The following is a 23,492-nucleotide window of genomic DNA, read 5'->3' on the forward strand; positions in this document are numbered from 1 at the left end:
CCATCGGGTTTTAGTATTTCGTTCATTTCGGTATCAGTATAAAAGCAAAGGTTTGTTCTTGTCAATAACCTGTGACAGAGAATGAGGAGAAAAATTCAAAAGGAAACCTACACCTTCAGTAACAGTTGAGTACATAGTAATGTGCTTGTATAGCAAATATTCTAAAATTCATATGGAATATGTGAACTAAATTTTCTTTCATATATGAAATGTAAGTATGGTCATGTGAATACCTTTTTATAAGTCAAGTCCTAGTAAAAAAACACTTGCATTTTTTGAAAAAAGTGTTTTATTATTGTCCGCAAAGAGAGCTTGTACATCAACTGGGTTGTGACTGTTCAATCAGGCAATACCATTTCTGGCCAGAAAAGACGTACTTTTTGCTAACTTTTCACAAAATTTGAAGGCTGTTGACAAATTTGAAATTACTAAAATAGCCTTGCAGAATTGAGCGTCGTTGTGCAAAAAAACAGAACGCTGAACTTCAGCATGGAAATGATGTTTAGAGTCTATCCACTGGACAGCCATACAGTTTTTTTGATGCAAAGTCACAGCCAGAGAGGAAGAGCACTCATGAATTATGATCAGTTGGCCAAGGAGATTTTGTCTCGAGTTGGCGGTGTTGAAAACGTTAACAGCGTTGTTCATTGTATAACACGATTGCGATTTCAATTAAGGGACGAAGGAATGGCCCAAACAGAAGAATTAAAGAAACTGTCTGGGGTCATTACGGTCATGCAAAGTGGCGGTCAATACCAAGTTGTGATAGGGAATGAAGTTCCGGATGTATATAAGGCCATCACTAAACTTGGAAATTGGTCTGTAGAGGGTGAAGAGACTTTAAGTTCCGATGAAAATAAAACAGCCAAAGGAAATATCTTCAATCGTTTTATTGATATGATTTCAGGTGTTTTTCAACCATTACTTGGTTTGTTGGCTGCGACAGGAATGATTAAAGGGTTCAACGAATTGTTTTTGTCTTTTGGATGGATTTCGGAAACATCTGGAACGTATCAAGTGCTAAAAGCAACTGGAGATTGCCTATTTTACTTCTTCCCCGTATTTTTAGGGTACACTGCAATGAAAAAATTTGGTGGGTCGTCCTTTATAGGAATGGCTATAGGGGCATCACTCGTTTACCCAACGTTATCGAATTTAAGTGAAGGGGACCCTCAATACATTTTGTTTGGAGGGACAATTTTTGAATCTCCAATTCATATTACGTTTTTGGGTCTGCCAGTAATTTTAATGACGTATTCCTCCTCAGTCATACCCATCATTTTAGCTTCGTTCTCTGCATCTAAATTAGAAAAAGTTCTAAAAAGAGTTACACCACAAGTGGTACGAACGTTCTTGGTTCCCTTTTTTACGATGCTTATCATTGTCCCTGCTACTTTTTTGGTAATAGGGCCCATATCTACATGGGCAGGAAATTTAATTGGAGCGGGCGCTACTGAAATTTACGGATTTAGCCCTATTTTAACGGGTATAATAATAGGCTCCATGTGGCAGGTTTTGGTTATTTTTGGACTTCATTGGGGAATCATCCCCATCGCGTTGCTGAATATTGGAACACTTGGATCAGATCCAATTATGGCGCTTTCTTTTGGAGCTTCATTTGCGCAAATCGGTGTGGTTCTAGCGGTTCTGATCAAAACTAAAAATCAAAAAATAAAAGCATTGAGTGTACCAGCATTCATTTCTGGGATTTTTGGCGTCACGGAGCCTGCTATATATGGTTTAACTTTACCCTTAAGAAGACCATTCATTATGAGTTGTATTGCCGGAGGTATCGGTGGAGGTCTTTTGGGGTATGCTGGGTCAAAATTTTACATTCTTGGAGGCCTCGGTGTGTTCGGCTATCCTAACTTTGTAAATAAGGTAGCCGGTATTGATTTCAGTTTTTATATGTCACTCATTGCAACTGCCGTCGCCTTTATTTTTGGGTTTGTCTTAACCTACTTTATTGGTTTTAAAGATCCAACAGAGACGATATCAACCAATATTGCTGAAAAACAAGAATTCGTTCCTAATACAAGTCTATTAAATGACCAACCCTTTGAAATCGTTAGTCCGATGACAGGTACTGTAGTTAGACTCCAAGATATTAAGGACGAAACTTTCGCAGGAGAGTATATGGGCAAAGGGATAGCCATCCTCCCTACAATGGGACGTGTTGTATCTCCAGTAAACGGCATTGTACAAACGATTTACCGTACGAAACATGCTATTGGCCTTATCAGTGATGATGGAGTAGAAATACTCATTCATATTGGACAAGATACCGTTCAGTTAAAAGGTCAGCACTTCAATTCATTCGTGAAAGATGGGGATCGGGTTAAGGTTGGGGATGTCATTGTAGAGTTCGACTTGCTGGCGATCCAGGATGCCGGTTATCAAATGGTAACCCCCATTGTTATTACAAATACGTCCATGTATCACGACATTGTAGGAATTGCAAATGACAGGGTAGATGAAAAAGAACCGTTACTCAAAGTATATGCACAAAAATAGGGAGGTAATTGGATATGTTTAATAAAATCAATAAATTTCCGGATGGTTTTCTGTGGGGTGGTGCTACGGCTGCCAATCAAATTGAGGGGGCATACCTAGCTAATGGTAAGGGACTAACGACCATTGATCTGATGCCGAAGGGGCCTAAACGTGATCAGGTTTCGATGGGTAACTTAAATTCGTTTGAACCCGAGGAAGGCGAGATTTATCCTTCACACGAAGCTATCGATTTTTATCATCGTTATAAAGAGGATATCGCTCTTTTTGCGGAAATGGGCTTCAAATCGTTTCGAATGTCGATTTCATGGGCTCGCATCTTTCCCAATGGTGACGATGTAACCCCGAATGAAGCAGGATTGCAATTCTATGATGACGTGTTTGATGAACTTCTGAAGTATAATATTGAGCCTGTCGTTACTATATGTCATTTTGATTTACCTGTGAACTTGGCGAAAACGTATGGCGGTTGGAAAAACCGAATTATGATTGAGCTATTTGAAAAATACTCCAAAACATTGTTTGAACGCTATAAAACCAAAGTGAAATACTGGATGACATTTAACGAGATTAATATGTTATTGCATCTGCCTTATACAGGAGCTGGCATTATTTTTGAAGAAGGAGAGAATAAACAACAAGTTCTGTATCAAGCAGCGCATCATGAACTGGTTGCAAGTGCTCTGGCGGTTAAGGCTTGTCATGAAATTATTCCTAACGCCATGATCGGATGTATGTTGGCAGCTGGAAATGTGTATCCATACAGTAGTAATCCAGAAGATTACTGGGAAGTTATGGAAATGGAACGAGAGTCCTACCTCTTGATTGATGTACAATCTAAAGGGGAGTATCCCGGATATGCAAAACGCTTTTTCATCGAGAATGGAATTCAACTTCAGTTTGAGCCTGGAGATTTGGAAATTTTGAAGAAATATACAGTGGATTACATTGGTTTTAGCTATTATTCGAGCCGTTGTACCAGTGCTGATCCTGAAATATTGAAGAATTACACAGATGGGAATGTGTTTGGTTCTGTAATAAACCCTTATTTGGAAACCTCAGAATGGGGATGGACAATTGATCCAAAGGGCATGCGGATTACTTGTAACCAGTTACATGAGAGGTACAATAAACCATTATTTATCGTAGAGAACGGACTTGGTGCAAAAGATACTCTTCTGGATAATGATACCGTTGAAGATGATTACCGCATTAAGTATTTAGATCTTCACTTTGCAGAGATTGCTGAAGCAATAAAAGACGGAGTTGATATTATAGGGTATACAAGTTGGGGACCGATCGATCTTGTGAGTAACGGTACCGGCGAGATGAAAAAACGGTATGGGTTCATTTATGTCGACAAAAACAACGATGGCTCTGGCACGCTTCGAAGAATCAGAAAGAAAAGTTTTCATTGGTACAAAGACATTATTGCTAATAATGGGGCAGGGTATTTCCTTGATTAATTGATCGGTAGTATTCGCGTGTTAATTTAATGAAGCAGTATGACAAAAACATTTCAAGTATGTGTGCTAAATAAATACTTGAGGGGAAACAAGGCAGGCCACATAAGAGAATCTCTATATGTGGTCTTCTTTTAACTCCAAAAGACTTTGAGATGTATAATTCAATGTCCTCAGATCAATGTCGGAGGACAAAAACATTGTTCCATTCAAAGTCGCTATTATAGCAGCTTTTTTGATTTAAGGAACCCAAGTTCTTGTTCCAAGCTGAGGAAATGAGCATTGTGTCATTTTGGATTAGACAGTCACCTAAATAGTATTATGATGGATCTTCTATTGCGAGATAAAAGCCACATTAATATAAGACCTCGCTTGATTAACTATTTGTATCCGGAACTCATCAAGTTCCATCGAATATCACTATTTAGAAAATGAAGAAGTGTTGGCTGACAAATACGTTTGCCCATATTAACATGAAAGCCCAAACGTAATATTTTATACACCTCAATCTGTTGCGATGCTGATCAGAAGAAGCATCCAGGATGATTAAAAGAAAGTATTACAAAAATCAGTTGAAGCATATGTGAAGAGATTAAATTTACAGAGCCGTTAATCAGTGCAATGATGATTAACGGCTCTTGGTTGTGGCAAAAAGATAAGAAGAGGAAGGCAATGGAACATTGTTCTTGTCCCGAGCCAAGGACAAGAACTTGTACCGATTGCCGTATTGGACAAGAACATGTTCTTAGGAGAAATTAATTAGACAAGATTTGTTGGGATTGGTCTTCAGGGGATGCGAACGATGCTGACAATTTGGTGCAGGAAATGCAAGGAAAGTTTTTTATTTACGATAGTATTTAACTCGAAGGGAGGGAGAACGATGGATTGGTTGGAGAGGATGAAAAGTTCAATCGATAATATCGAAACAAATTTGGAGAACAATATCTCATATGATGAAATAGCGCAGATAGCTTGTTGCTCTACCTATCATTTTCAACGAATGTTCCCTTTCATTAAAGGAATCACGTTATCCGAGCACATCCGACGTCGTCGTTTGACATTAGCGGCTTTTGAACTGCAGGCAAACGATGCGAGGGTAATCGATGTTGCTATGAAATATGGATACCAATCGCCGGAAGCGTTCGCACCGGCGTTTAAGAATCTCCTTGGGACTATGCCGATATCTGCGCGCGATAAAGGCGTTTCCTTAAAAGCCTATCCTCGAATGTCCTTTCATATCTCAATAAGAGGAGATGTCGAGATAAATTACTGGATAGAACAAAGAGGAGCTTTCGAGATGTTCGGCGTTTTGTCTTGTGAGTCAGGATTTACAAATGTCATTTACTGATGTTCCTCAGTTCCGTAAGAAATGTGATGAGGACGGCAGTATGGATCTAATGAACGAGTTACTATGGCGGTTTGGTAATACCGTGCTGCATGCTGCCTTATATGACCATATGTTAAACGTTAACGGTATTGATCTTGCTTATGACAGTTATAGCGATGAAAAGCATGGAACCATTCTGCTGATTGCCGGGCTGGGAACACAAATGATCCGATGGACTGTTCCATTTTGTGAGATGCTGGTGGCAAAAGGATACAGGGTAATTTTTTTTTTAATCGGGACACAAACTTATCTACCTATTTTAGCCATCACACTACACTGGATTTTTAAGCCCTCGCCAGAACACTTATGTCAGGACAACGCCCGAAAATTCCTTATACGCTTGAGGGTATGTCTGCCATCACAGCTGTTTGAAGCCGTTGGGGAGGAATTGAGCGGATCGCTCGGCACAAGGGTTAACCGATTGAAGGGGGAAGCAAGCATAACAAACATATCCTCAACGTGAATAGTTTAATTTACAAAGCTAATAATAACCAGGAAATATTTCATTTTGTAAGGAGGAAATTCAGGTGAAGGCAGATGCAGTCTTTGAAGGCGGGGGGGTCAAGGGAATTGCTTTTGTGGGAGCCATAGAGGTGATGGAGGCTAGAGGCTATACTTGGAACAAAATTGCAGGTACTTCAGCTGGAGCGATTGTTGCGACATTGTTAGCCTGCGGTTACAACAGTGCTGAAATTCGGAATTTGATGAGCTCGCTAGATTATACTAAGCTGCTGGGACGGACAGGAATAAGCAGGTTGCCTCTGTTTAACAAGACCCTTCCATTCATATTTGACTCTGGAATCTATAGCAATCACATTTTAGAGCAAGTGATGACAGATTGGCTGAAACGTAAGAACATTGTAACGTTTGGAGATCTTCCAGAAGGAAAGCTTTCCATTATCGCCTCGAATATAAGTAATGGTAAGATCGTCGTTTTTCCTAATGATTTGCCTCATTACGGACTGAAAGCATCTGAATTTCCAATTGCTGCAGCTGTGCGAATGAGCACAACACTGCCTTTCTTTTTTAAACCTTATCTATGGCATACGCCATTACAGAAGAAACCGTATTATATGCTGGATGGAGGCATGCTCAGTAACTTTCCGATCTGGCTCTTTGATGTGGAGGGGATTCCACAGTGGCCGACCTTTGGCTTCCGGCTGTCAGAAAAGCGTACGTATGCCCAATCTATGGATATCAACGGTCCGGTTTCTTTACTCAAAGGAATATTCAAAACGATGTTACAGGCCCACGATCAAAGACATGTAGATGAACATACGGAAGAACGAACGATGTTTATTCCTACTGGAAAAGTAACAACGACGAAGTTCAATTTGACGGAAGAAGACCAGCGTTTCTTACTGCAATCAGGACATGTTACAGCAACGAAATTTCTGGAAAGTTGGAATTTTGAAACGTACAAGAATAAATTCAGACAAAATCATGCAATCACACCGATGGAACTTTACTTTGCAGAACAGCAGGAGGGACATAAAATTTACCAATAACTATGATTTTCCCATGATGTATAACATAAAGAAACCATCATGACCACTCGGTGAACGGGTGGTCATGATGACTTAACATTGCCTATATCCTGCCTATTTAGAATAACGGATAGGGGGGTCATCCAATATCATAGATCCCTTTTTGCTTAACCAACAGCCTTCTTTATTACCCAGTGTACATTGATCCCCTTTAGTTTGCTTCGCAATAACTGTACTAGCTAGACCCTCTTCAAGTTCCTCTATATTCATCGTCGCGCCTAATGAAATAAACTCATTTCCATCACGGAGAAGAAGTGTCGGGTAGCTGTTTACTCCAAGGCGGTGTACTTGGGCAAACTCTGCGTGTGCCTCGGCAATTGCCGCTGGATCATTCAGTATTTTCATCACTTCATCAGCATCAAGGTTTTGCTACAGCGCAATTTTAAAGTAGTCTGTGGATTGCTAAGGCTTAAGCCATCTTTGAGGAAAGGAAGCATTTTATATGGTTCTTGCTAGCTTTGATCCGCCAGGTAATTTGGATGACTATAACAATATTTTAAATCAGCTTGAGGCATGGAGTGAATACATCAATGAAGTATTCACTTCTGCTGTTCAAGAAAATGAAGATGTACTTAGCCAAGGCAAAAGTCAGTTCTATAATCCTTTGGGGGCAAGTATGTTTGATGCGTCAGAAGATGCGACCATTGCATGGCCAGCTTTCCCCAAAATCCTATCTGAAGATTCAATGTTAACATGGAGGCAGGCAATGGCAACTGCCGACAAACGTCCTGCACCAGGAGAGTCTCGAATTCATGACGAGTATTTGGAATGGTTTGTGGAATACGACGAAGAAAGTAATAAAATTAAAAGAGTGACATTTACGTGCGAGGGTCCAGAATATTGGCAGGCAATGGCGCATGGACACCCATTTTCATCTATGAATTGGAGAATTAACGCTCTTGGTGATAAACAGAAAGTTCTTGAATTATACCGCCAATATGTTTCTCCTAATGTACAGCACGATGATCTGTTCCCAGAAGGCCAATATGATCCTTTGAATAAATGGAATACGAGTCATGGAGCAATGACGCACCCTGCTAATACATTAAGTGCTGAGATTAACTTGGCAGCTGATGCGACCAAACTTCGGAAAAATGGTGAAGGAGCGATAATTAGCGATCAGAATGAACTAATACGTTGTGCTAAATATGGAATTGAGAAGCGGGCAAGTGACCCCCTGATCGGTGGCGAAGTTAATGCACTGGCACGACAGGGTGCACTGATTACTCTGAAGAATCCTGTCGGGCTCTACATGTCTGAGCCGAACACAAGTGGTTGGACTTCACCTGACAACAGCGATCCACTAGATTATTGGAAGGTAGTGCGTGGTGGTCCAGGGTTTGCGGTAAGAGCTGTGTATGAGGTGCCTTTGAACAAAGAGTTCCTTGTTGGTGATATTGAGATTGGAGGCAGACCTATTGAATTCGGTGGGCAAATTGCTGAGCACCTTTTTGTCAGATTGATCGGCTCATATTCCCGCCTGGGTGGAGAAGCCAGTGAGGCCCAAACGTGTACTAATCAGGGTATGACTTCCCAAATGATAGCTGAGTCGGATATGGGAGATGAAACACTAGGAATACTGAGAAACCGTAGGAGGGAGGTTGGTATAAATGGTAGACGGGCTGGAAGAACCATTACTGGATATCAATGAGATACAAGGTAATTCGGTACCTGGTTTTAATAAGGACTACCAGAGATTTCTATTCTTCGATATTTTTGAACCCGTATTGGCAAAGCGGTGGCTTAGTTATTGGACCCCATATGTCTCGACGGCACAAGGAGTAATTCAGTTCAACCGGCTTTATCAATTAATGCGGGAAAGACGTGGCGAAGAGCCTGACGGGATCATGGCAACGTGGTTGAAAAAAAGTAAAACTACTTATATATAAGAAAGGCCTATATACATATGTACAAAATACGAGTTTTGTGAAACAGTACTAATGATTTAAAAGCTGCACAGTGATTTTTACCCCTGTACAGCGAATTCTTTATATTTTTCGAATTAGTCCCAAACTAATTTTTCGAATTAGTCCCAAACTACTTCTGTTCCTGCTACAAAGTCATGAATCGCACGTCGATCCTCACGCAGACCGACCATAAAAGCACTCACAATAACTCCGATACCCAAAGTTAATACGTACACAAGTCCAGCTACAACAACTCGCATCAGCATCGTACCAATTTTTGGCGGTTCGTGTGTATCGTATTGGCGGATTCGAATTCCACATATGCGTTTGCCTATGGTTCGACCATACCAGTAAACTGGTAATAAAATTGAGTATAACGCACTAAGTAGCTTGGCAATCGGCTCATCCGTATCAAAGTTACCCGTCAGCACACCTGCAATAATCACTAACGGAATTGAAATAATAAGACTATCCAATACACCTGCTCCTAATCTAATCCAAAAACCTGCTTTATACAAAATGCTTTCCTCCAAACTACAATTTTAAACTAAATGGCTAATTTACTTCATGAACTCCCTTCATTAAAATATCTAACTTTATGTACACAACCCAAATAGTATAACAGAAAATTTTACCTTTTTACGATAAAACTCCTAACTCATTTTAATTGCATCCTTTGTGAATTTTATAACAAACTATCGAATTAACTTAACCGCTGTTCATGTTCACTAACTACTTACTCTTACATAATCCTTTCTAACTGAGCCCCTAATGAAAACACCATAATAATTATGTAAACCAAGAAGGCTACTCAACATTTGTTAAGTAGCCTTCTGTTCGTTCTGCATCTGCCCTCTTCGCCAAATCTTATTCTCCACAATGGCATAAACTAAACCGGCGATGGCAAATATCCATATCGATGTCATTCGGTTCAGATGGTATCCATTCACGAAATATGGATTGTACATGAGATCAAAAACCCACAGCCCGCCCCATCCAAACCCAATCATATAGATGAAAGTTCTCACCATAGGAAAGCATACATATTTCCGCAACAACCATGAGATCGGGCTAATAATAACAACATAAAAAGCGACTAAATAGTGACCGAATCCCAGGATAAGCGAAAGAATATATATTAATCCCCCTGCATTGCGTAAGCCGTAATACTCTGTCGTTGTAATATGGTACCCTTCAACCCTTTCAAGAACGAGATATGCAGTCAAGCTTATCCCTATAAATATAAGTCCTAATACCATGTACCGTTGAACCGCGTTCACCAACATCAGATCACCCCAATGTCTAAACGCAGCCAGAACCGCTCAAGTTACATGATTTCGAACAAATTCCACAATTCCACAATTAACATAGGCGTTGTTAGGTTCTGTTAAAAGTTAAATTTAATCTATCGTTTCAATTGCTCTAATCCAACGACTACTTCTGTCCTTCCAGAATCATCGTACCCAAACGGTCCATAAGCTCCATTCTCCCCATCGCTGTGTACGAATAATTGTAATTATCGACATTGGAGATTTTATAGATCTTTTCATTTTTCACTGCGTTCATGTTATTCCAAACCTTGCTGTCTACCATCTTATTCTCGCTATTCTCCATTAATAACAGACGATCCGGATTAACGGTAGCCAAAGCCTCCAGTGCGATCTGTTTACCGCCCCAGCCCTCTGGATCAGGGATCCCCTCTGTGCGCTTGAGGCCCCATTCACCGTATAACATCTCAGCTGCCCCTTTATTGGAATAGATGACTAGGTTGTTTGGATATGTCTCAATTACGGCAAAGGATTCACCATGTACAGCCGCCTCCAGCTTTTGTTTCCACTCTGCAGATTTCGCATCATACTTGGCCAGATATTCATCTTTCTTGCTTTCTTCTCCAAACGTATCTGCCAAGAATGTCAGGCGTTCTCTCCAATCATAGTAAGAGTAAGGCAATGCAATTGTAGGTGCAATTTTAGATAAAGTTTCATATTGATCCGTGTTGAAATCCTTCCCCAAGATGATCAGATCCGGATTGGCTCCTGCTATTGCTTCAATGCTAAACGGTGAACCATACCAGCCCAGATTAACGATATCTGCACTCAGATGATCCTTAATGGTTGGTGTGATTTCCTCCGGGTTACCGTAATCCGCGCTCATCGTGGCCACAGGTGTTTTCCCAATGATCAGTAGCTCTTCTGTAGAGCCGGATAGATCAACAATGCGCTCTGGATTCAAAGGGATCGTAATCTCTTCTCCATTCGGGTTGGTAATCACTTTGGTCGTTGCTTGTGCAGTTCCCTCTGAGGAGCTGGCCACTTCACTGGTGGTCTGGGTCGTTCCACAGGCCGCCAAGGTGAGCATACAACATAGTGCAATCCATACAGGAATTCGTTTAAACATCGTTGTCATTCTCCTTTTATGTCAGTTCATTAGCCACATTAGGCTTATTTGCTTCAGTTACTTTATCTATCTCATCGAACTCATTATCCGTTTACTTTTACCTGCCAGCCTTCTGCATCCTGTTGTAATTGCCATAGACGAGCGTAGATGCCTGAGTAATCTAACAATTGCGCATGTGTTCCCTGCTCTACGAGCTGACCATGGTCCAATACAAGGATCTGATCGGCATTCTGAATGGTCTTTAATCGGTGTGCAATCAAAATAACCGTTTTATCCGCGACCAATTCATTAATCGCTTGCTGCACCGCGGCTTCGTTCTCCGGATCAAGTGAAGCGGTGGCTTCGTCGAGCAAGACGATCGATGCATTTTTCAACAAAGCACGTGCAATGGAGATCCGTTGCTTCTCCCCACCAGATAACGTCGATCCACCCTCGCCAACGAGAGTATCGTACCCTTGAGGCAGACCGGAGATAAATTCATGACAACAAGCTCTGCGTGCTGCCTTTTCAATCTCGTACTGCGTAGCGTCTTTCTTCCCTACACGAATGTTGTTGCCGATTGTATCCTGGAACAGATACACGTCCTGGAAGACCACAGAGATATCCTGCAACAGCTTCTCGGGGTCCATCTGATCAACGGGTCTGCCGCCAATGCGAACGGTTCCTTGCTGTACATCCCAGAAGCGGGCAATGAGACGTGTGACTGTACTCTTACCACTACCGGATGGGCCAACCAAGGCAGTAATGGTATGCGGCTCAATCGTAAACGACAAGTCTTTCAACACAGGCTGCTGATCATCATATCCAAAGGTCACCTGGTCGAACGAAATGGCCTGATTAGGCTGTATATCTCCCTTTCCTGCCATCGGTGCTTCCTGCTGCACATCCATAATGCGCCCTGCGCTATATGCGGAGTACCGCATCTCCCCATAACTCATCAGTACAACCGTTAACGGTTCAAATACCTTCGTGCCCACCAGCAAAAACAACAGAAATACCGGTAACGACAACTCACCGCCTGCAAGCAAATAACTGCCTACCAGAATCATCCACGTAATCCCTGATCTTGCGAGCAACATCGCCCCCATGATCATCGGTCCCATGATACCTTCCAACCGAATGGAAGCTGATTTCAATTCGTCAAAAGAACGACGCAGCCGTTCAAAACGTTTGCCCCCCATATTGTGGGCCTTAATCTCACGAATACCGCTCAGATACTCCTGAAGTCGACTGGCGGCTTCGTTTTTGGCTCGAACATGGTTCTCACTCAGTCGTGCCTGAATGGAATCCGTAAGCCATAACAGAGCCACACCTAAGGGAACCGCAACAAACATGGCTACGGCCATTCTCCAATCCACCAACAGAAGTCCGCCAAAAGCAAGTACCGGAAGCACAATCGCACTGATCAGCTGCGACAGATTGTGAGAGATCGTATGCTCGACCTGACCATAATCACTCAGGATCAGGTTCGTCAGATCCCCAGGATCACGTTTTCCGAAGAATCCTAGCGACAGATGGCGAATATGTTCGGCCAGCTTTAACCTTCCTGAGGCCGCGAGGCTGTATGCTGCCCGATAGGTCTTGTCATAGAGCGAAGCATAAGCTGCATACTCCACTAGAAGCCAGGCAAACAGGATGCAGCATACAACCCACATTCGGTTGATATCCAGTCCTTTGTCCGGATCAGCAAAAGACTTATATATCGTATTGAATATGTCCACAAGCAGCGCCGCAGGAACAATCTTTGCAATCCCGTCCAGAATCGCTGCAATTACCGAAGGAAGCAGACTACGCGGGTTACCCCCAGATATATTGTATAAATAATTCTTCATCGTCCTGCACCTCCAAGCTTCCAGGAAGCCGCACTGATATGGGCCTGCCACATGTGCTCATATACTCCGCCTAATGCACGCAATTGATCATGTGTCCCACGCTCAGCAATTGTCCCTTGCCGGATCACAAGAATTTGCTCTGCTGCACGAATCGTTGTTAGACGATGAGCAATAATCAGTACCGTTTTGCCTTGAACCAATTGGGCCAGACCTTGCTGGATCTTGTGTTCATTCTCTGCATCCGCGTAGGCCGTCGCTTCATCCAAGACCAGAATGGGAGCATTTTTAAGCAGTGCTCGTGCAATTGCAATTCGCTGTGCTTCACCGCCAGATAGATACGTACCGTCTTCTCCGATTTGGGTGTCATATCCGGCATCCAGTTTCTCAATGAATTCATGACAGCAAGCAGTTTGAGCCGCAACTATAACGTCCTGTCGTGAAGCTGATGTATTGCCCATCCGAATATTTTCTTCAATTGTATCGTAGAACAGATGTACATCCTGAAATACAAAGGACACGGTATCCATCAGTTTCTCCGTACCCATCTCCTGAATCGGAATTCCACCAATCGTAATCTCACCTTCCTGTACATCCCAGAAACGAAGCAATAGATTCGCAATGGTTGACTTTCCTCCACCAGAAGGTCCGACAAGTGCGGTCATCTCTCCTGCGTTGGCTACAAAATCAACCTGATCAAGTACAGGTTTATATGCTTCGCTCTCCTTACGTTCATAAGCAAAAGATACCTGACGAAAGGCAACCTCATATGTATCCGGAACTTTGGGCAACTCAGGTTCTTGTACAACCGACTCGGCAAACACCGATTCTATCCGTTTCTGTCCTTCCACAATCTCTCGCATCCCACTACCCAGATACATTAACTTCAATAACGGAGCAGATAGACTCGGGGTAATGATTAGAAACAGAATAAACGTGATCGCAAACGACTGATTGCCTGCATTTCCACTCGACAGCAGAATACCCACCGGAACGATGAAGGTAAATAACGAGATCATAATTACAAAAAACAGCCCGTAGGATGTTTTACACAAATCAGTTATTTTCAACGAAATATCCCGGTACCGCGTCACCGCCTGTTTGAACGTTAGAAACGAATCAGCTGTAATGCCAAATACTTTCACTGCCGGCATACCTCTCACGTATTCAACACCCGTCGCATTCATCTCTTCGATGGCAAGTTGAAAATCACGATAAGCCTGACGGCCTTTTTCGCTGCGGAAAAGGCGACTTTGGAGCCAGAACCCTATTCCAATCGGAACCAAAAGCGTCAGCGCCATGCGATAATCGAGCCAGAACAGATATCCCAAGAGCATCAGTGGAATAACGATCGCACTTACCAGGTCCGGCAACTGATGGGCGATAAATTTCTCGATTTTCTCCACACTGACTTCGATGATCTTCTTGAGCTCACCGGTTGCCGTCCGGGTGTGATACCCCATGGGTACTTTGGCAACATGTTCCGCAAGTCTCACTCTGAGCTGGTACAAAATGTTGAACGCAGCAATGTGTGAGCACATCCCCCCGATATAGAGCGCAACAAGCCCTGCAATCAGGGCTACGAACGCGACCATCCCCCAATAGATCAACAAATCTTTGTCCATGGCAGATGGTTGGCCCGCATGCGCTAGCAGTTCCTCGACGATCTTATACACTCCGACAAAAGGAACAATCTGCAACAGACTCGCCAGGATCGAGAAGATACTTGCTGTAGTAATCAGCAGACCTTTGCGCTCCTTCGTTACTTGCATTAGTCCCGACACTTCAGATGTGTTGTTCATCTCATCCCTCCTGATATTAATAATCATTCTCAATATAGCGCAGTGCTATATACGCACATTAATATCTCATAGAGCCCTGAATGATCACTACCTCTTCACGGAGCAATAATACCTCATCACGGATTATTGTTGTCTCACAGCATCTTATAAGCCCTATTGGACATATGACCTCGTCGCGTAACTTGAGAATGACTGGTGAAGTATTTACATTCTCGCCAAGCAAAGAAAATTGTTGTTGGAGAAAGTTTTCGTTTTTGATTGTATAGATAAATATGACTTCTTTGATCTGTAACTCCCGTAATATTTTCCATTTCGTATGGATAAATATGTGAAGTAGTTACTTACATCATTTAACTGCCGCCTATTGAACTCAACTATAAGTATGTTATATTAAATTTTATAATGCTATAACATACAAAAGGAGTGATGCAATGCAATCGCCAGTATTAACTATTGGAGAACGGTTAAAAGAAATACGAGCAACGAGAAATCTTACACTTGAAGATGTTTCTAAACTTACTGATGTAAGTAAGCCTATGCTTGGACAGATTGAAAGAGGACAGTCTTCACCAACGATTACAACTCTTTGGAAAATCGCAGTGGGCTTAAAAGTTCCTTTATCTTTATTATTGGAAGAGCTAGAAGATGAGTGCAATGTGGTTGATACACGGTCCAAAGACGCTATCATTGAAAATGATGGAAAAATGAGAGCATTTCCTGTTTTTCCTTTTGACCCTACCCGTAACGTTGAAATATTTTATATCGAATTTGATCCTGGATGTCACCATCCATCTGAAAGGCACCTTGATGGTGTGGAAGAATATGTTTTTGTGGTACAAGGTATGTTAGAGCTGGTAGTCAACACAAAAAAAATTGTTCTAAAAGAAAATCAAGCACTCCGCTTTCGTGCTAATGTTTTTCATTCCTATAATAATCCCTATCAAGAACCATGTGTCATTTACAACATGATTTTTTACCCAAGAACATAGGCAAGTTTCATCTATAATCTTCTAGAAAATATTTAAAAATGAGGTGTGATGATTATGGCAATTGAAAAAGTAAAAGATTTTTTTAAACAATATGGTATGGATTCTGAAATTATCGAATTTGAAGTATCTAGTGCAACCGTGGATTTGGCTGCAACTGCATTAGGTTGTGAGCCAGAGAGAATCGCAAAAACACTTTCTTTTATGGTGAATGGACAAGCTGTTTTAGTAGTTGCTGCCGGGGATGCAAAAGTGGATAACAAAAAATTCAAAGAGTATTTCAAAACAAAAGCAAAAATGCTTTCTCCTGATGAAGCCATTGATATGGTTGGTCATGCCATTGGAGGTGTTTGTCCATTTGCTATTAAAAATGATGTTTCTGTTTATCTAGACATATCTCTAAAACGTTTTGAGACAATCTATCCAGCTTGCGGGAGTAGCAATAGTGCTATTGAACTTACAATAGAACAATTAGAAAAATACTCTAGTTATTCAGAGTGGATTGATGTATGTAAAGGATGGAATGATTGATTTATAGTAGTTCTATATGGGGTAGCGCCAACATTTTGACTGTTATATAAGCTAAGCATCAGCGGACATTTGCTTAAAGCAGGAAAAATCCGCTGTCTTTGTGCCTTAACGTCCCTAGCGTATATTTTCGTTAAAATGTTGGCTGTACCCTCAATCACTCATGGAAAGCTTTCCAGAACGAACCTTCTGTATTAATGATATCCTTGATCTGGACAAAAGGAATCGTAAACGTTGGAAACCCTGCCGCATAGGGTGCGATATCATACGGGTTGAAGTAGAGATGAAGAGCATCCGCTGTGACAAAAAACGGCTGCTCCCCACTAATCCCCGTATAGGTGTCCGGAAACACATACGAGTATTGAGGATCATTTTTGATCTGATCCCCCACAATCTGGCTCAACACTTTTACATAGTCACTATTCGGTTTAAATAAATCCTTTAGCTCATACAACTGACCATTTGTCAGATTAATGATCGCATAGATCATCGTAGGCATACCATGCGCTGCACCCGCCGGGTAGTTATAACCTGTGAGTTGCAGTTGCAGCAATTGTTGCTGATAAAACGTAACATCAAAATCACCTGTATACGTATAATCCAGCTGCTGATCGGCAGGGATCGGTTTAACCTGAGAGAGTTGCTTCAACTTGGCATTCAGCGCAATTTGCTCCGCTTGGTTCGTTAATCCCTCCACCTGCGGATAATATACGAGGTAGTCCCTGTTTGGTTTGTACTTCTCTTCGCGTACACGGTACGGTGGATGAAGTGGAACGATTGTATTTTGCCGCCAGATGATCTGTCCTGCCCGATTCACATACGATAAACGCTGGTCTACATAGGCCTTAATCAGATCTGGTGCCACGACCTCCAGCGTACCCGAACCTTCTACATGGGGATACCCAGCGGCAGGTCTTCCACTCAAATCCAACAGATAGGTCTGTCTTCCATCCGATGCGGAAGCAAGGCCGTTTTTGTAATTGCCTACTTCGCGATATAGGAACTCCGTAAGCCTTCTACCGTTGGTATCTGCAATCGCATACACTGAGCCGATATAAGGTTGCTCCGGGTTAATCGCTTGCCCCAGCGCATAACGATGCTCGCCTAGTTCGCGGATGTCATTATAGGCGGGTTGAATGATAAACGATCCTTGCGTATTAATAACACCGTAGATCGATTTGTAGTCCTCTGCTGTATTAACGATCGCTTGCCCGTTGTTAAAAGGAAATGCCGATGAAAATTTGGGCTGAATACGAATATTACCCCGTTCGTCGATGTACCCATATTTGCCCGAGGTTTCTTTTTGAAAAGCAAGCAGTCCATCCCCTAGTGGTCCCACATAGGCATATGGATACGTTGCGAGCCGATGACCATTGCGATTAATGAGTGCATATTCATTGTCCTTAATCTGCACAACCGCTTTACCATCTTGAAAATCATTCGCAGAAGCGAACTGTGCAGGTATCACCTCATTGCCCGACGCATCCAAATAACCATACCGACTCACCGATCCATCTGCCTGACCAGGATTAGAATCGTAAAATAATGCTCGACCGTCGTTCATATTCGAGATATACGGGTACGCCCGTTTGGTCAGGACTGTACCTTGTTCATTAATCATCTTAAATCCTTGAGAATCAATTGTTATCGCCCGTTCTTCGGAAAAGGAATTGATGGAATCGTATACAGGTTGAACGACATACTGTCCCTGAAGGTTAATAACGCCGGCACGACCACCCTTCACAACCACAGCCAATCCATTGGGCTGAAACTCTTGCGCGTCATCCAGTACCGGCTCAAGCCGAATGTGGCCTTGTGCATCCATATACCCCCAACGCGTCCCACTCGTGGTTCGAACGGAGATTGGATATAACCATGTCGTTACCCGGGCATGGCTTATAGGGACCATCGCCTGCTTAATTTTCTTTTCCAACTCTTGTAGTACCTCTCTGGAAGGATACGCTTCCGGGAAGCTGAGTGCCTTCTGAACTGAAGCGAGAGCTGCCGGATACTGGCCCGCGTGGTACTGAGCATCCGCAAGGTAATACCAGTAAAAGATATAATCAGGATATTGTTGGGTTAGTTGCTCGTAATATTGCACCACTTTGGGATAATAGGTTGCATATACGTCCGGTGCAGGAACCCATTTCCCATTCTGCCATCGTATAATCTCCACACGATAGGCTTCCCCTGTGTCATGTATCCAGAGTGCAATCTCCACTTTCCCATCTCGGCCATGCGGACCAGGCATATCTATAATCTCTGCATAGCTATAGTATAGATCGTCAGGCGCCAGATCTTTGAGCCCGGATTCCGTCCACTCATATACGGCAAGCTTAGACCAGATAGAACCAATCCGCCAACCGATAATGAGATTGTTCCTAGCCGTTGAAGTTACAGGGGCTGCGGTCATTAAAGTCACTCCATACCCCAATCCCTTAATTAGTGCCATCTTGATCCAATGTCCTTGAACAAATTTCAGAATGAGCAAATACAGCTCACCATTCAACTGATAGACTGCAGCAATCTCCGGCATACCGTCACCGGTAAGATCGGCCGCATAGATCGCTGGATGTTGAACAGGTTTATCAATAGTGACGACCGTTGCACCAGCCGGAATATGTTGATTCACAATCTGCGTTAACAGCGGTTCGCTCATGGACATCTCAGTTTCCTCCCTTATGACCGCATTCGCCTAATGGTATGCGTCATAAATCGGGATATGACATGTAATTCATTTTATATAAGTTGAACTAAAGAATATTCACACTTACCACTCCGATGACAGAACAACCTTCTGATTGCACTTATTCCCCGATTCTTTGATTCACCTTTTAAATATTCTTCTTACAAAGTCACTTTTTCTCCATTGATTAGCAGGTAGCTCACATCATTCACCGGAATGGTCTTAGGGGAAATCCACTTAATGAGATCCTGATCCAGCTGGAGGAAACCGGATTCGCCAGTCAACTTTGTACCATCCTTCAGGTGCACTTCAATACTCAGATCCTCCATCCGAATCATACTCAGTGCCTCACCTGTAAGTGTGACACCAACCGGGGAAAGAGTAACATTTGCCTGTAAGCCTCCATTTGTATCAAGCTGAATGTTTCCTGTTTTACTCAAAGCATTTTGACTCAAGTTAAAAGTAGTTTTCCAATTTCCTCGCACAACTTCACTAATACTCGTAAAGCTGCCTTGAAGTCTCAGCTTATCTAAATCGTCAACAGCAGACAGATCATACACAAACTCCTCATAATCTCCTCCGTACCCGACCCCATCTTTCATATAATGTCCATAGCTAATGGAATATTCAGGTATATCGAGCTTTCGACCTTGCTCATCCGTGAAGTAGAAATATCCATGATTATACTCGCCAATCTCATTATTCGGATTAATCTGAATGTGTAACTTGCCCTCCACAAAACCTATATTGGAAATATGCATCCAATCAATACCCTCAACGGGGACATTCGTTACATCCTGATGCAGTACGGGAATTGGATCGGTTTCCAATTGAATATCGGTTGTACCTCCCAAGCCACTTATACGATCTCGCTCCATGATTTCATAACTATTGTTTTGCTTTTCTTGTAACAACTGCTTCCAGTCCACTTGTACGTTGTAACCATCTTGTCGAGATGCACCTGACATCAGCGTATTGATCTGAACGGTAATCCGATTTTTGCTGACTTTTCCTTGAATGAGGAATCGGACAATAGCTGTTTGATTCGCATCATCATAATGAATAATCTGAGCGTTGTTTGCATTACCTCCGGTTACTCTGTAATCATATACATCCAGTGTATCGTCAATGCGATGACCCGTCAGATCCGATAATGAAACATAGATTTCCGTTGTATCTCCGTCCCTGACAGCACCTATAACCTCCATTCGAATCCCTTGATCTTCACTCACCTGATGAACAGGCTGAAGAATGCCAATCCGATCTGCACCTAGAAAATGAAGAATAGAAGGCAGGTCAATGATGCCCACCGATGCAGCTGCCCCTGTCACAAGACATAACGATAACGCAGCGGTTACAGGAACATAGATGGCTTTGCGATACTTTCTTCTCCTATTCATGGACTTCTTGGTCTGTGCGGATGGAGCGGATGGATATAATACAGGTGGATAAAATGATGAATCTGATCTCGTAACGGTTGGTGGTTCATTCAGCGCCAATTTATCATAGAACAACTTTTTAATATTAAAGAGGTTCTGCTCAGTGAATTCTTTTTCGGATTTTCGCATTTGATCCCCTCCTTTATTTCCTGTTCATCCACCATGTCCTCAATCGTTGCCTGGAGCGATAAAGCTTGTTATGGACTTGCCTAACGTGTAGGGACAATGCTTCTGATATCTCATGGGGTCTCTGTCCTTCGTAAAACCGACGTTTCATAATCTCACGTTCCGGTTCTGGAAAAGATTCAATCATTTGATTAAGTTCCGTATATGTCTCTTTACTGACCATCTGAACCAACAAATCATCCGTTTGCACCGAATGAATCTCCTCTTCATATGTAAGCTCAGTTCTTCGATTAAGTTTCCGGTAGCGATCAATCGCTTTATGTTTTGTGATTGTTGCAAGGTAATTTTTCAGGCTACTTCGCCCAGACTGGAATGCATCCGGATTCTGCCAAAAAGCAAAAAATGTATCTGCTACGCATTCTTCAATCTCTTCTGTCGATGCATGATGTAGGATGGAATGAGCAATCTTCCATAACAAACCTGCGTAGTGGTTCATCACCCATTCCATGGCTTCAGGATCACGATTCGCTATTGCCTTCCGTATCTGTTCTTCTTCCACGATTAGATGTCCCCTCCCTTCCATGCTCATATGATCACGAATACTCGTGTTGATCTGTGCTTCGTACCTATATTCGTTTAACAAATGACTTTTACTTACTCCACGATAAAAAAAGATTTGCAGTGACCTTGTGGTCTTCCGCAAATCTTCTTATATTCTATACTATATCTTATTTATTACATCATATCGCTTCATGTGCCTTCGCTTGGATTGCTAACTAATATTACGCCTCTTCTTGCACACTGAGCTGTACATATTGGGTGAGACGACAATACTGAAATAACAGCAACTCTTCATTACCTTGTCCAAGAGCCACGCTACGTCCTTCCTTGATGAGGTGATTCAACAACTCATGCAGGAAACTCATCTGCAGCCGCGAGGATTCCGCTGCGAGTTGCTCGAGTACCTCAATATCTCGGATCGTAAACTGGGATAACCCGCGCAGCAGCAACTCTTCTGACCAGCCGTTAATTCTCTGCATGAACTGATTATATTCTTCCAAGTCTGCCCATCCTCCCATTACCGATATCCAGTTTTAGACTGAGCACCGTTTGACCCTTCAGGAAACTGATTGGGCTAATCCGTTTTGGTTCCACACGCACAAAGGCATAGAAGTGTTCAAGCGATTGGGAACCATATCCTGACTCCAGTCTTTGAATCATCGCCTGCCAGTCAGATGAATACGGGAGAGTGAGTGCCAATCTTTCCCCTTCGGTATTCTCAACCGTCAGGACAAGCTCCTGCGTTTGTTTGACAAAGTTATGGTCCACGATTCGAGCAACTTTGATTACAGCCAATCGTTCTTTGGGAGCAGCAAACAAGTCGAACGATCGCGATTCCTCTTGAAGTACAGTCGTTACATCTTGCATGGTTTTGCCCAGATTCAACGTTTCCACACCCGTTCGTGGCAAAATCGCAAGCTTGGCACCTTCCCCGGAAGAGATCCGGCGTTCTTCATTCACTTTAACTGAATGGAATTGAACTTCTTCACCGACGAACTGGCGAAAGGTCAGATTAGGCAGCCATGGTGTGAATGCACCATAATGCTCTGTATATGAGAACTGCTGATCATCATAATATACAGCACGTACATCGCTATAGGTGTAAATTTCCTCATCATCGAAACAATAGAAATAATAGGTGATTCCACGGAAACCGGATCGTGTCTCCCACGCATCAGCTCCCAGTCCATACAGGTGAAGTGAAGGCACCGTATAGTATTTACTTCGAAAACTGCCAATGAGCTGACTCTGCTGAATGACAGATGCCTTTTCTTCTTCAAGAACCTGGAGTGCAAGATACAGCTTGCTTACCCGATCCAACATGGATTGCATGGAGAAACGTATATGTCTGTTAAAAAACAACTGTAGTTCTCCTTGAATCCCTCGTAAACTGCGTTCTATGTCAGGCAGATTGCCACTATGAGCTGCAATTGCCAAAGTCTCCAGTTGTGCCATATAGGACTGAGGAAGGCGGGCCAGTCCCGTCTTCAACAATCCTGCCAGCATAACCCGACATTCCTGCACTGTCTGAAGAGAGAACTTGGCCTCGTACACCCGTCCACTTAATGCATCCGTATCATCCAGGCCTTTTAGGTTCCGGTACCGTAGCAAAGCTTCAAGCTTGGCCATTTTCCCGGCTGTCTGCTGCACCTTACATAGTGCTTTGGCAAGGTTCGGTTCCTCAGTAAAAGACACCTCGATATTCTGGATGGTCAGATGAACCGTAAGAAGTGAATCTTCAATGATCTTAATTTCCTCTGGGTATCTCAGTCGGAAAACAACTTCCTCAATCATGGAAGAACTGTACGATTTAATCAGTGTTGTAAGGTCAGACTCCGTCATCCAGCGGAAGCGAGACTCGATCTCACGTGATACCGTATGCGGAATTTCGCTTGGATCGTCCACATTTGATACTAAGTCTGTTTCTGTTTCTGTTTCTGATACGTCTTTTGATACATCCAACGGATCATTATCCGATATCCCTGAGTCCTTATCCAGCACATGCTTCTCGTCTGCATTCATTGAATCCTCTGCCGTATATTCCCGTTGATCATACAGAATTGCAATCAGCACATGCTTGCAGATATGATCGGCCGGGCAGGAGCATTCCCAATGATCCAGCGTATTTTCAAGCGTACATTGTGTCCCGTCACTGAGCTGACAACTCACAGATGATGCATTCCATGTGTACGTTACACTTACACCATTGTCCAACTCTTTCAAAGACCTTTTGTACAACCCCTTGTTGGCATACCGAATCAAATAATCCTCCGTACACAGCTTCGAAAAAATCCGGAATTTTTCCTTGAATCCATTCACGTCA

At 42.7% G+C, this 23,492-nt stretch carries 18 protein-coding genes and 1 pseudogene; 8 read left to right on the plus strand and 11 right to left on the minus strand.

Annotated elements, in window-relative coordinates:
- The first annotated feature begins 573 nt into the window (after window positions 1-573).
- The 4 genes and pseudogenes from V6668_RS16725 (at window position 574) to V6668_RS16740 (ending at window position 6,869) form a co-directional block, all read left to right on the plus strand.
- Window positions 574-2,514: a beta-glucoside-specific PTS transporter subunit IIABC gene (locus V6668_RS16725; RefSeq protein WP_338706182.1), complete on the plus strand. Its 1,941-nt coding sequence runs from the start codon at window positions 574-576 to the stop codon at window positions 2,512-2,514.
- Between the two features lie 14 nt (window positions 2,515-2,528).
- The gene (locus V6668_RS16730; RefSeq protein WP_036613869.1) at window positions 2,529-3,977 is read left to right on the plus strand and encodes a 6-phospho-beta-glucosidase; all 1,449 of its coding nucleotides are present in this window, start codon (window positions 2,529-2,531) and stop codon (window positions 3,975-3,977) included.
- Between the two features lie 877 nt (window positions 3,978-4,854).
- Window positions 4,855-5,431: pseudogene (locus V6668_RS16735) on the plus strand (helix-turn-helix transcriptional regulator); the annotation flags it as partial.
- Window positions 5,432-5,888: 457 nt separating this feature from the next.
- Entirely contained in the window at window positions 5,889-6,869 is a 981-nt protein-coding gene (locus tag V6668_RS16740) for a patatin-like phospholipase family protein (protein WP_047843258.1), read from the plus strand.
- Window positions 6,870-6,962: 93 nt separating this feature from the next.
- On the opposite strand, the gene V6668_RS16745 is transcribed toward V6668_RS16740, so the two are convergent.
- On the minus strand, window positions 6,963-7,253 hold the full coding sequence (locus tag V6668_RS16745; protein WP_036613868.1) for a hypothetical protein: 291 nt from the start codon (window positions 7,251-7,253) through the stop codon (window positions 6,963-6,965).
- Window positions 7,254-7,350: 97 nt separating this feature from the next.
- Here V6668_RS16745 and V6668_RS16750 point away from each other — a divergent pair, with 97 nt between their 5' ends.
- Together V6668_RS16750 and V6668_RS16755 are read left to right on the plus strand one after the other, a co-directional pair.
- Window positions 7,351-8,559 carry a hypothetical protein gene (locus tag V6668_RS16750; RefSeq protein ID WP_051447335.1) on the plus strand — a complete coding sequence of 403 codons (1,209 nt, stop codon included), beginning with the start codon at window positions 7,351-7,353 and terminating at the stop codon, window positions 8,557-8,559.
- Window positions 8,519-8,797 (plus strand): hypothetical protein, encoded by a 279-nt coding sequence (locus V6668_RS16755; RefSeq protein ID WP_036613867.1) that lies wholly within the window; start codon window positions 8,519-8,521, stop codon window positions 8,795-8,797. Before V6668_RS16750 ends, V6668_RS16755 begins: the two co-directional genes overlap by 41 nt.
- 137 nt (window positions 8,798-8,934) lie before the next feature.
- Here V6668_RS16755 and V6668_RS16760 read toward each other — a convergent pair whose 3' ends face one another.
- From V6668_RS16760 to V6668_RS16780, 5 genes are all read right to left on the minus strand, one after another.
- Window positions 8,935-9,333, minus strand: coding sequence for an RDD family protein (locus V6668_RS16760; RefSeq protein ID WP_081746009.1), 399 nt, complete (start codon window positions 9,331-9,333; stop codon window positions 8,935-8,937).
- A 303-nt stretch (window positions 9,334-9,636) separates the two neighbouring features.
- Entirely contained in the window at window positions 9,637-9,846 is a 210-nt protein-coding gene (locus V6668_RS16765) for a hypothetical protein (protein WP_143780989.1), read from the minus strand.
- Window positions 9,847-10,249: 403 nt separating this feature from the next.
- Entirely contained in the window at window positions 10,250-11,212 is a 963-nt protein-coding gene (locus tag V6668_RS16770; protein ID WP_338706184.1) for an ABC transporter substrate-binding protein, read from the minus strand.
- Between the two features lie 83 nt (window positions 11,213-11,295).
- Window positions 11,296-13,044: an ABC transporter ATP-binding protein gene (locus tag V6668_RS16775; RefSeq protein ID WP_338706185.1), complete on the minus strand. Its 1,749-nt coding sequence runs from the start codon at window positions 13,042-13,044 to the stop codon at window positions 11,296-11,298.
- Complete coding sequence (locus tag V6668_RS16780) at window positions 13,041-14,843, minus strand: ABC transporter ATP-binding protein (protein ID WP_338706186.1); 1,803 nt, start codon at window positions 14,841-14,843, stop codon at window positions 13,041-13,043. Before V6668_RS16780 ends, V6668_RS16775 begins: the two co-directional genes overlap by 4 nt.
- Window positions 14,844-15,274: 431 nt before the next feature.
- On the opposite strand from V6668_RS16780, the gene V6668_RS16785 reads away from it, so the two are divergent.
- Window positions 15,275-15,832: a helix-turn-helix domain-containing protein gene (locus V6668_RS16785; RefSeq protein WP_036673696.1), complete on the plus strand. Its 558-nt coding sequence runs from the start codon at window positions 15,275-15,277 to the stop codon at window positions 15,830-15,832.
- A gap of 54 nt (window positions 15,833-15,886) precedes the next feature.
- On the plus strand, window positions 15,887-16,360 hold the full coding sequence (locus tag V6668_RS16790; protein WP_036673697.1) for a YbaK/EbsC family protein: 474 nt from the start codon (window positions 15,887-15,889) through the stop codon (window positions 16,358-16,360).
- Window positions 16,361-16,514: 154 nt separating this feature from the next.
- Here the strand turns inward: V6668_RS16790 and V6668_RS16795 are convergent, their stop codons facing one another.
- From V6668_RS16795 to V6668_RS16815, 5 genes are all read right to left on the minus strand, one after another.
- Entirely contained in the window at window positions 16,515-19,022 is a 2,508-nt protein-coding gene (locus V6668_RS16795; protein ID WP_036673698.1) for a WG repeat-containing protein, read from the minus strand.
- A 182-nt stretch (window positions 19,023-19,204) separates the two neighbouring features.
- Window positions 19,205-20,611: a hypothetical protein gene (locus V6668_RS16800; RefSeq protein ID WP_338706187.1), complete on the minus strand. Its 1,407-nt coding sequence runs from the start codon at window positions 20,609-20,611 to the stop codon at window positions 19,205-19,207.
- 13 nt (window positions 20,612-20,624) lie between these two features.
- Window positions 20,625-21,167, minus strand: a complete 543-nt coding sequence (locus tag V6668_RS16805; RefSeq protein WP_036673700.1) for a sigma-70 family RNA polymerase sigma factor — start codon at window positions 21,165-21,167, stop codon at window positions 20,625-20,627.
- 223 nt (window positions 21,168-21,390) lie between these two features.
- Window positions 21,391-21,669 (minus strand): hypothetical protein, encoded by a 279-nt coding sequence (locus V6668_RS16810; RefSeq protein ID WP_036673701.1) that lies wholly within the window; start codon window positions 21,667-21,669, stop codon window positions 21,391-21,393.
- Entirely contained in the window at window positions 21,656-23,488 is a 1,833-nt protein-coding gene (locus tag V6668_RS16815; protein ID WP_338706188.1) for a hypothetical protein, read from the minus strand. Before V6668_RS16815 ends, V6668_RS16810 begins: the two co-directional genes overlap by 14 nt.
- Window positions 23,489-23,492 lie beyond the last annotated feature (4 nt).

This window comes from Paenibacillus amylolyticus, assembly GCF_036894225.1.
Classification (GTDB): Bacteria; Bacillota; Bacilli; order Paenibacillales; family Paenibacillaceae; genus Paenibacillus; species Paenibacillus amylolyticus.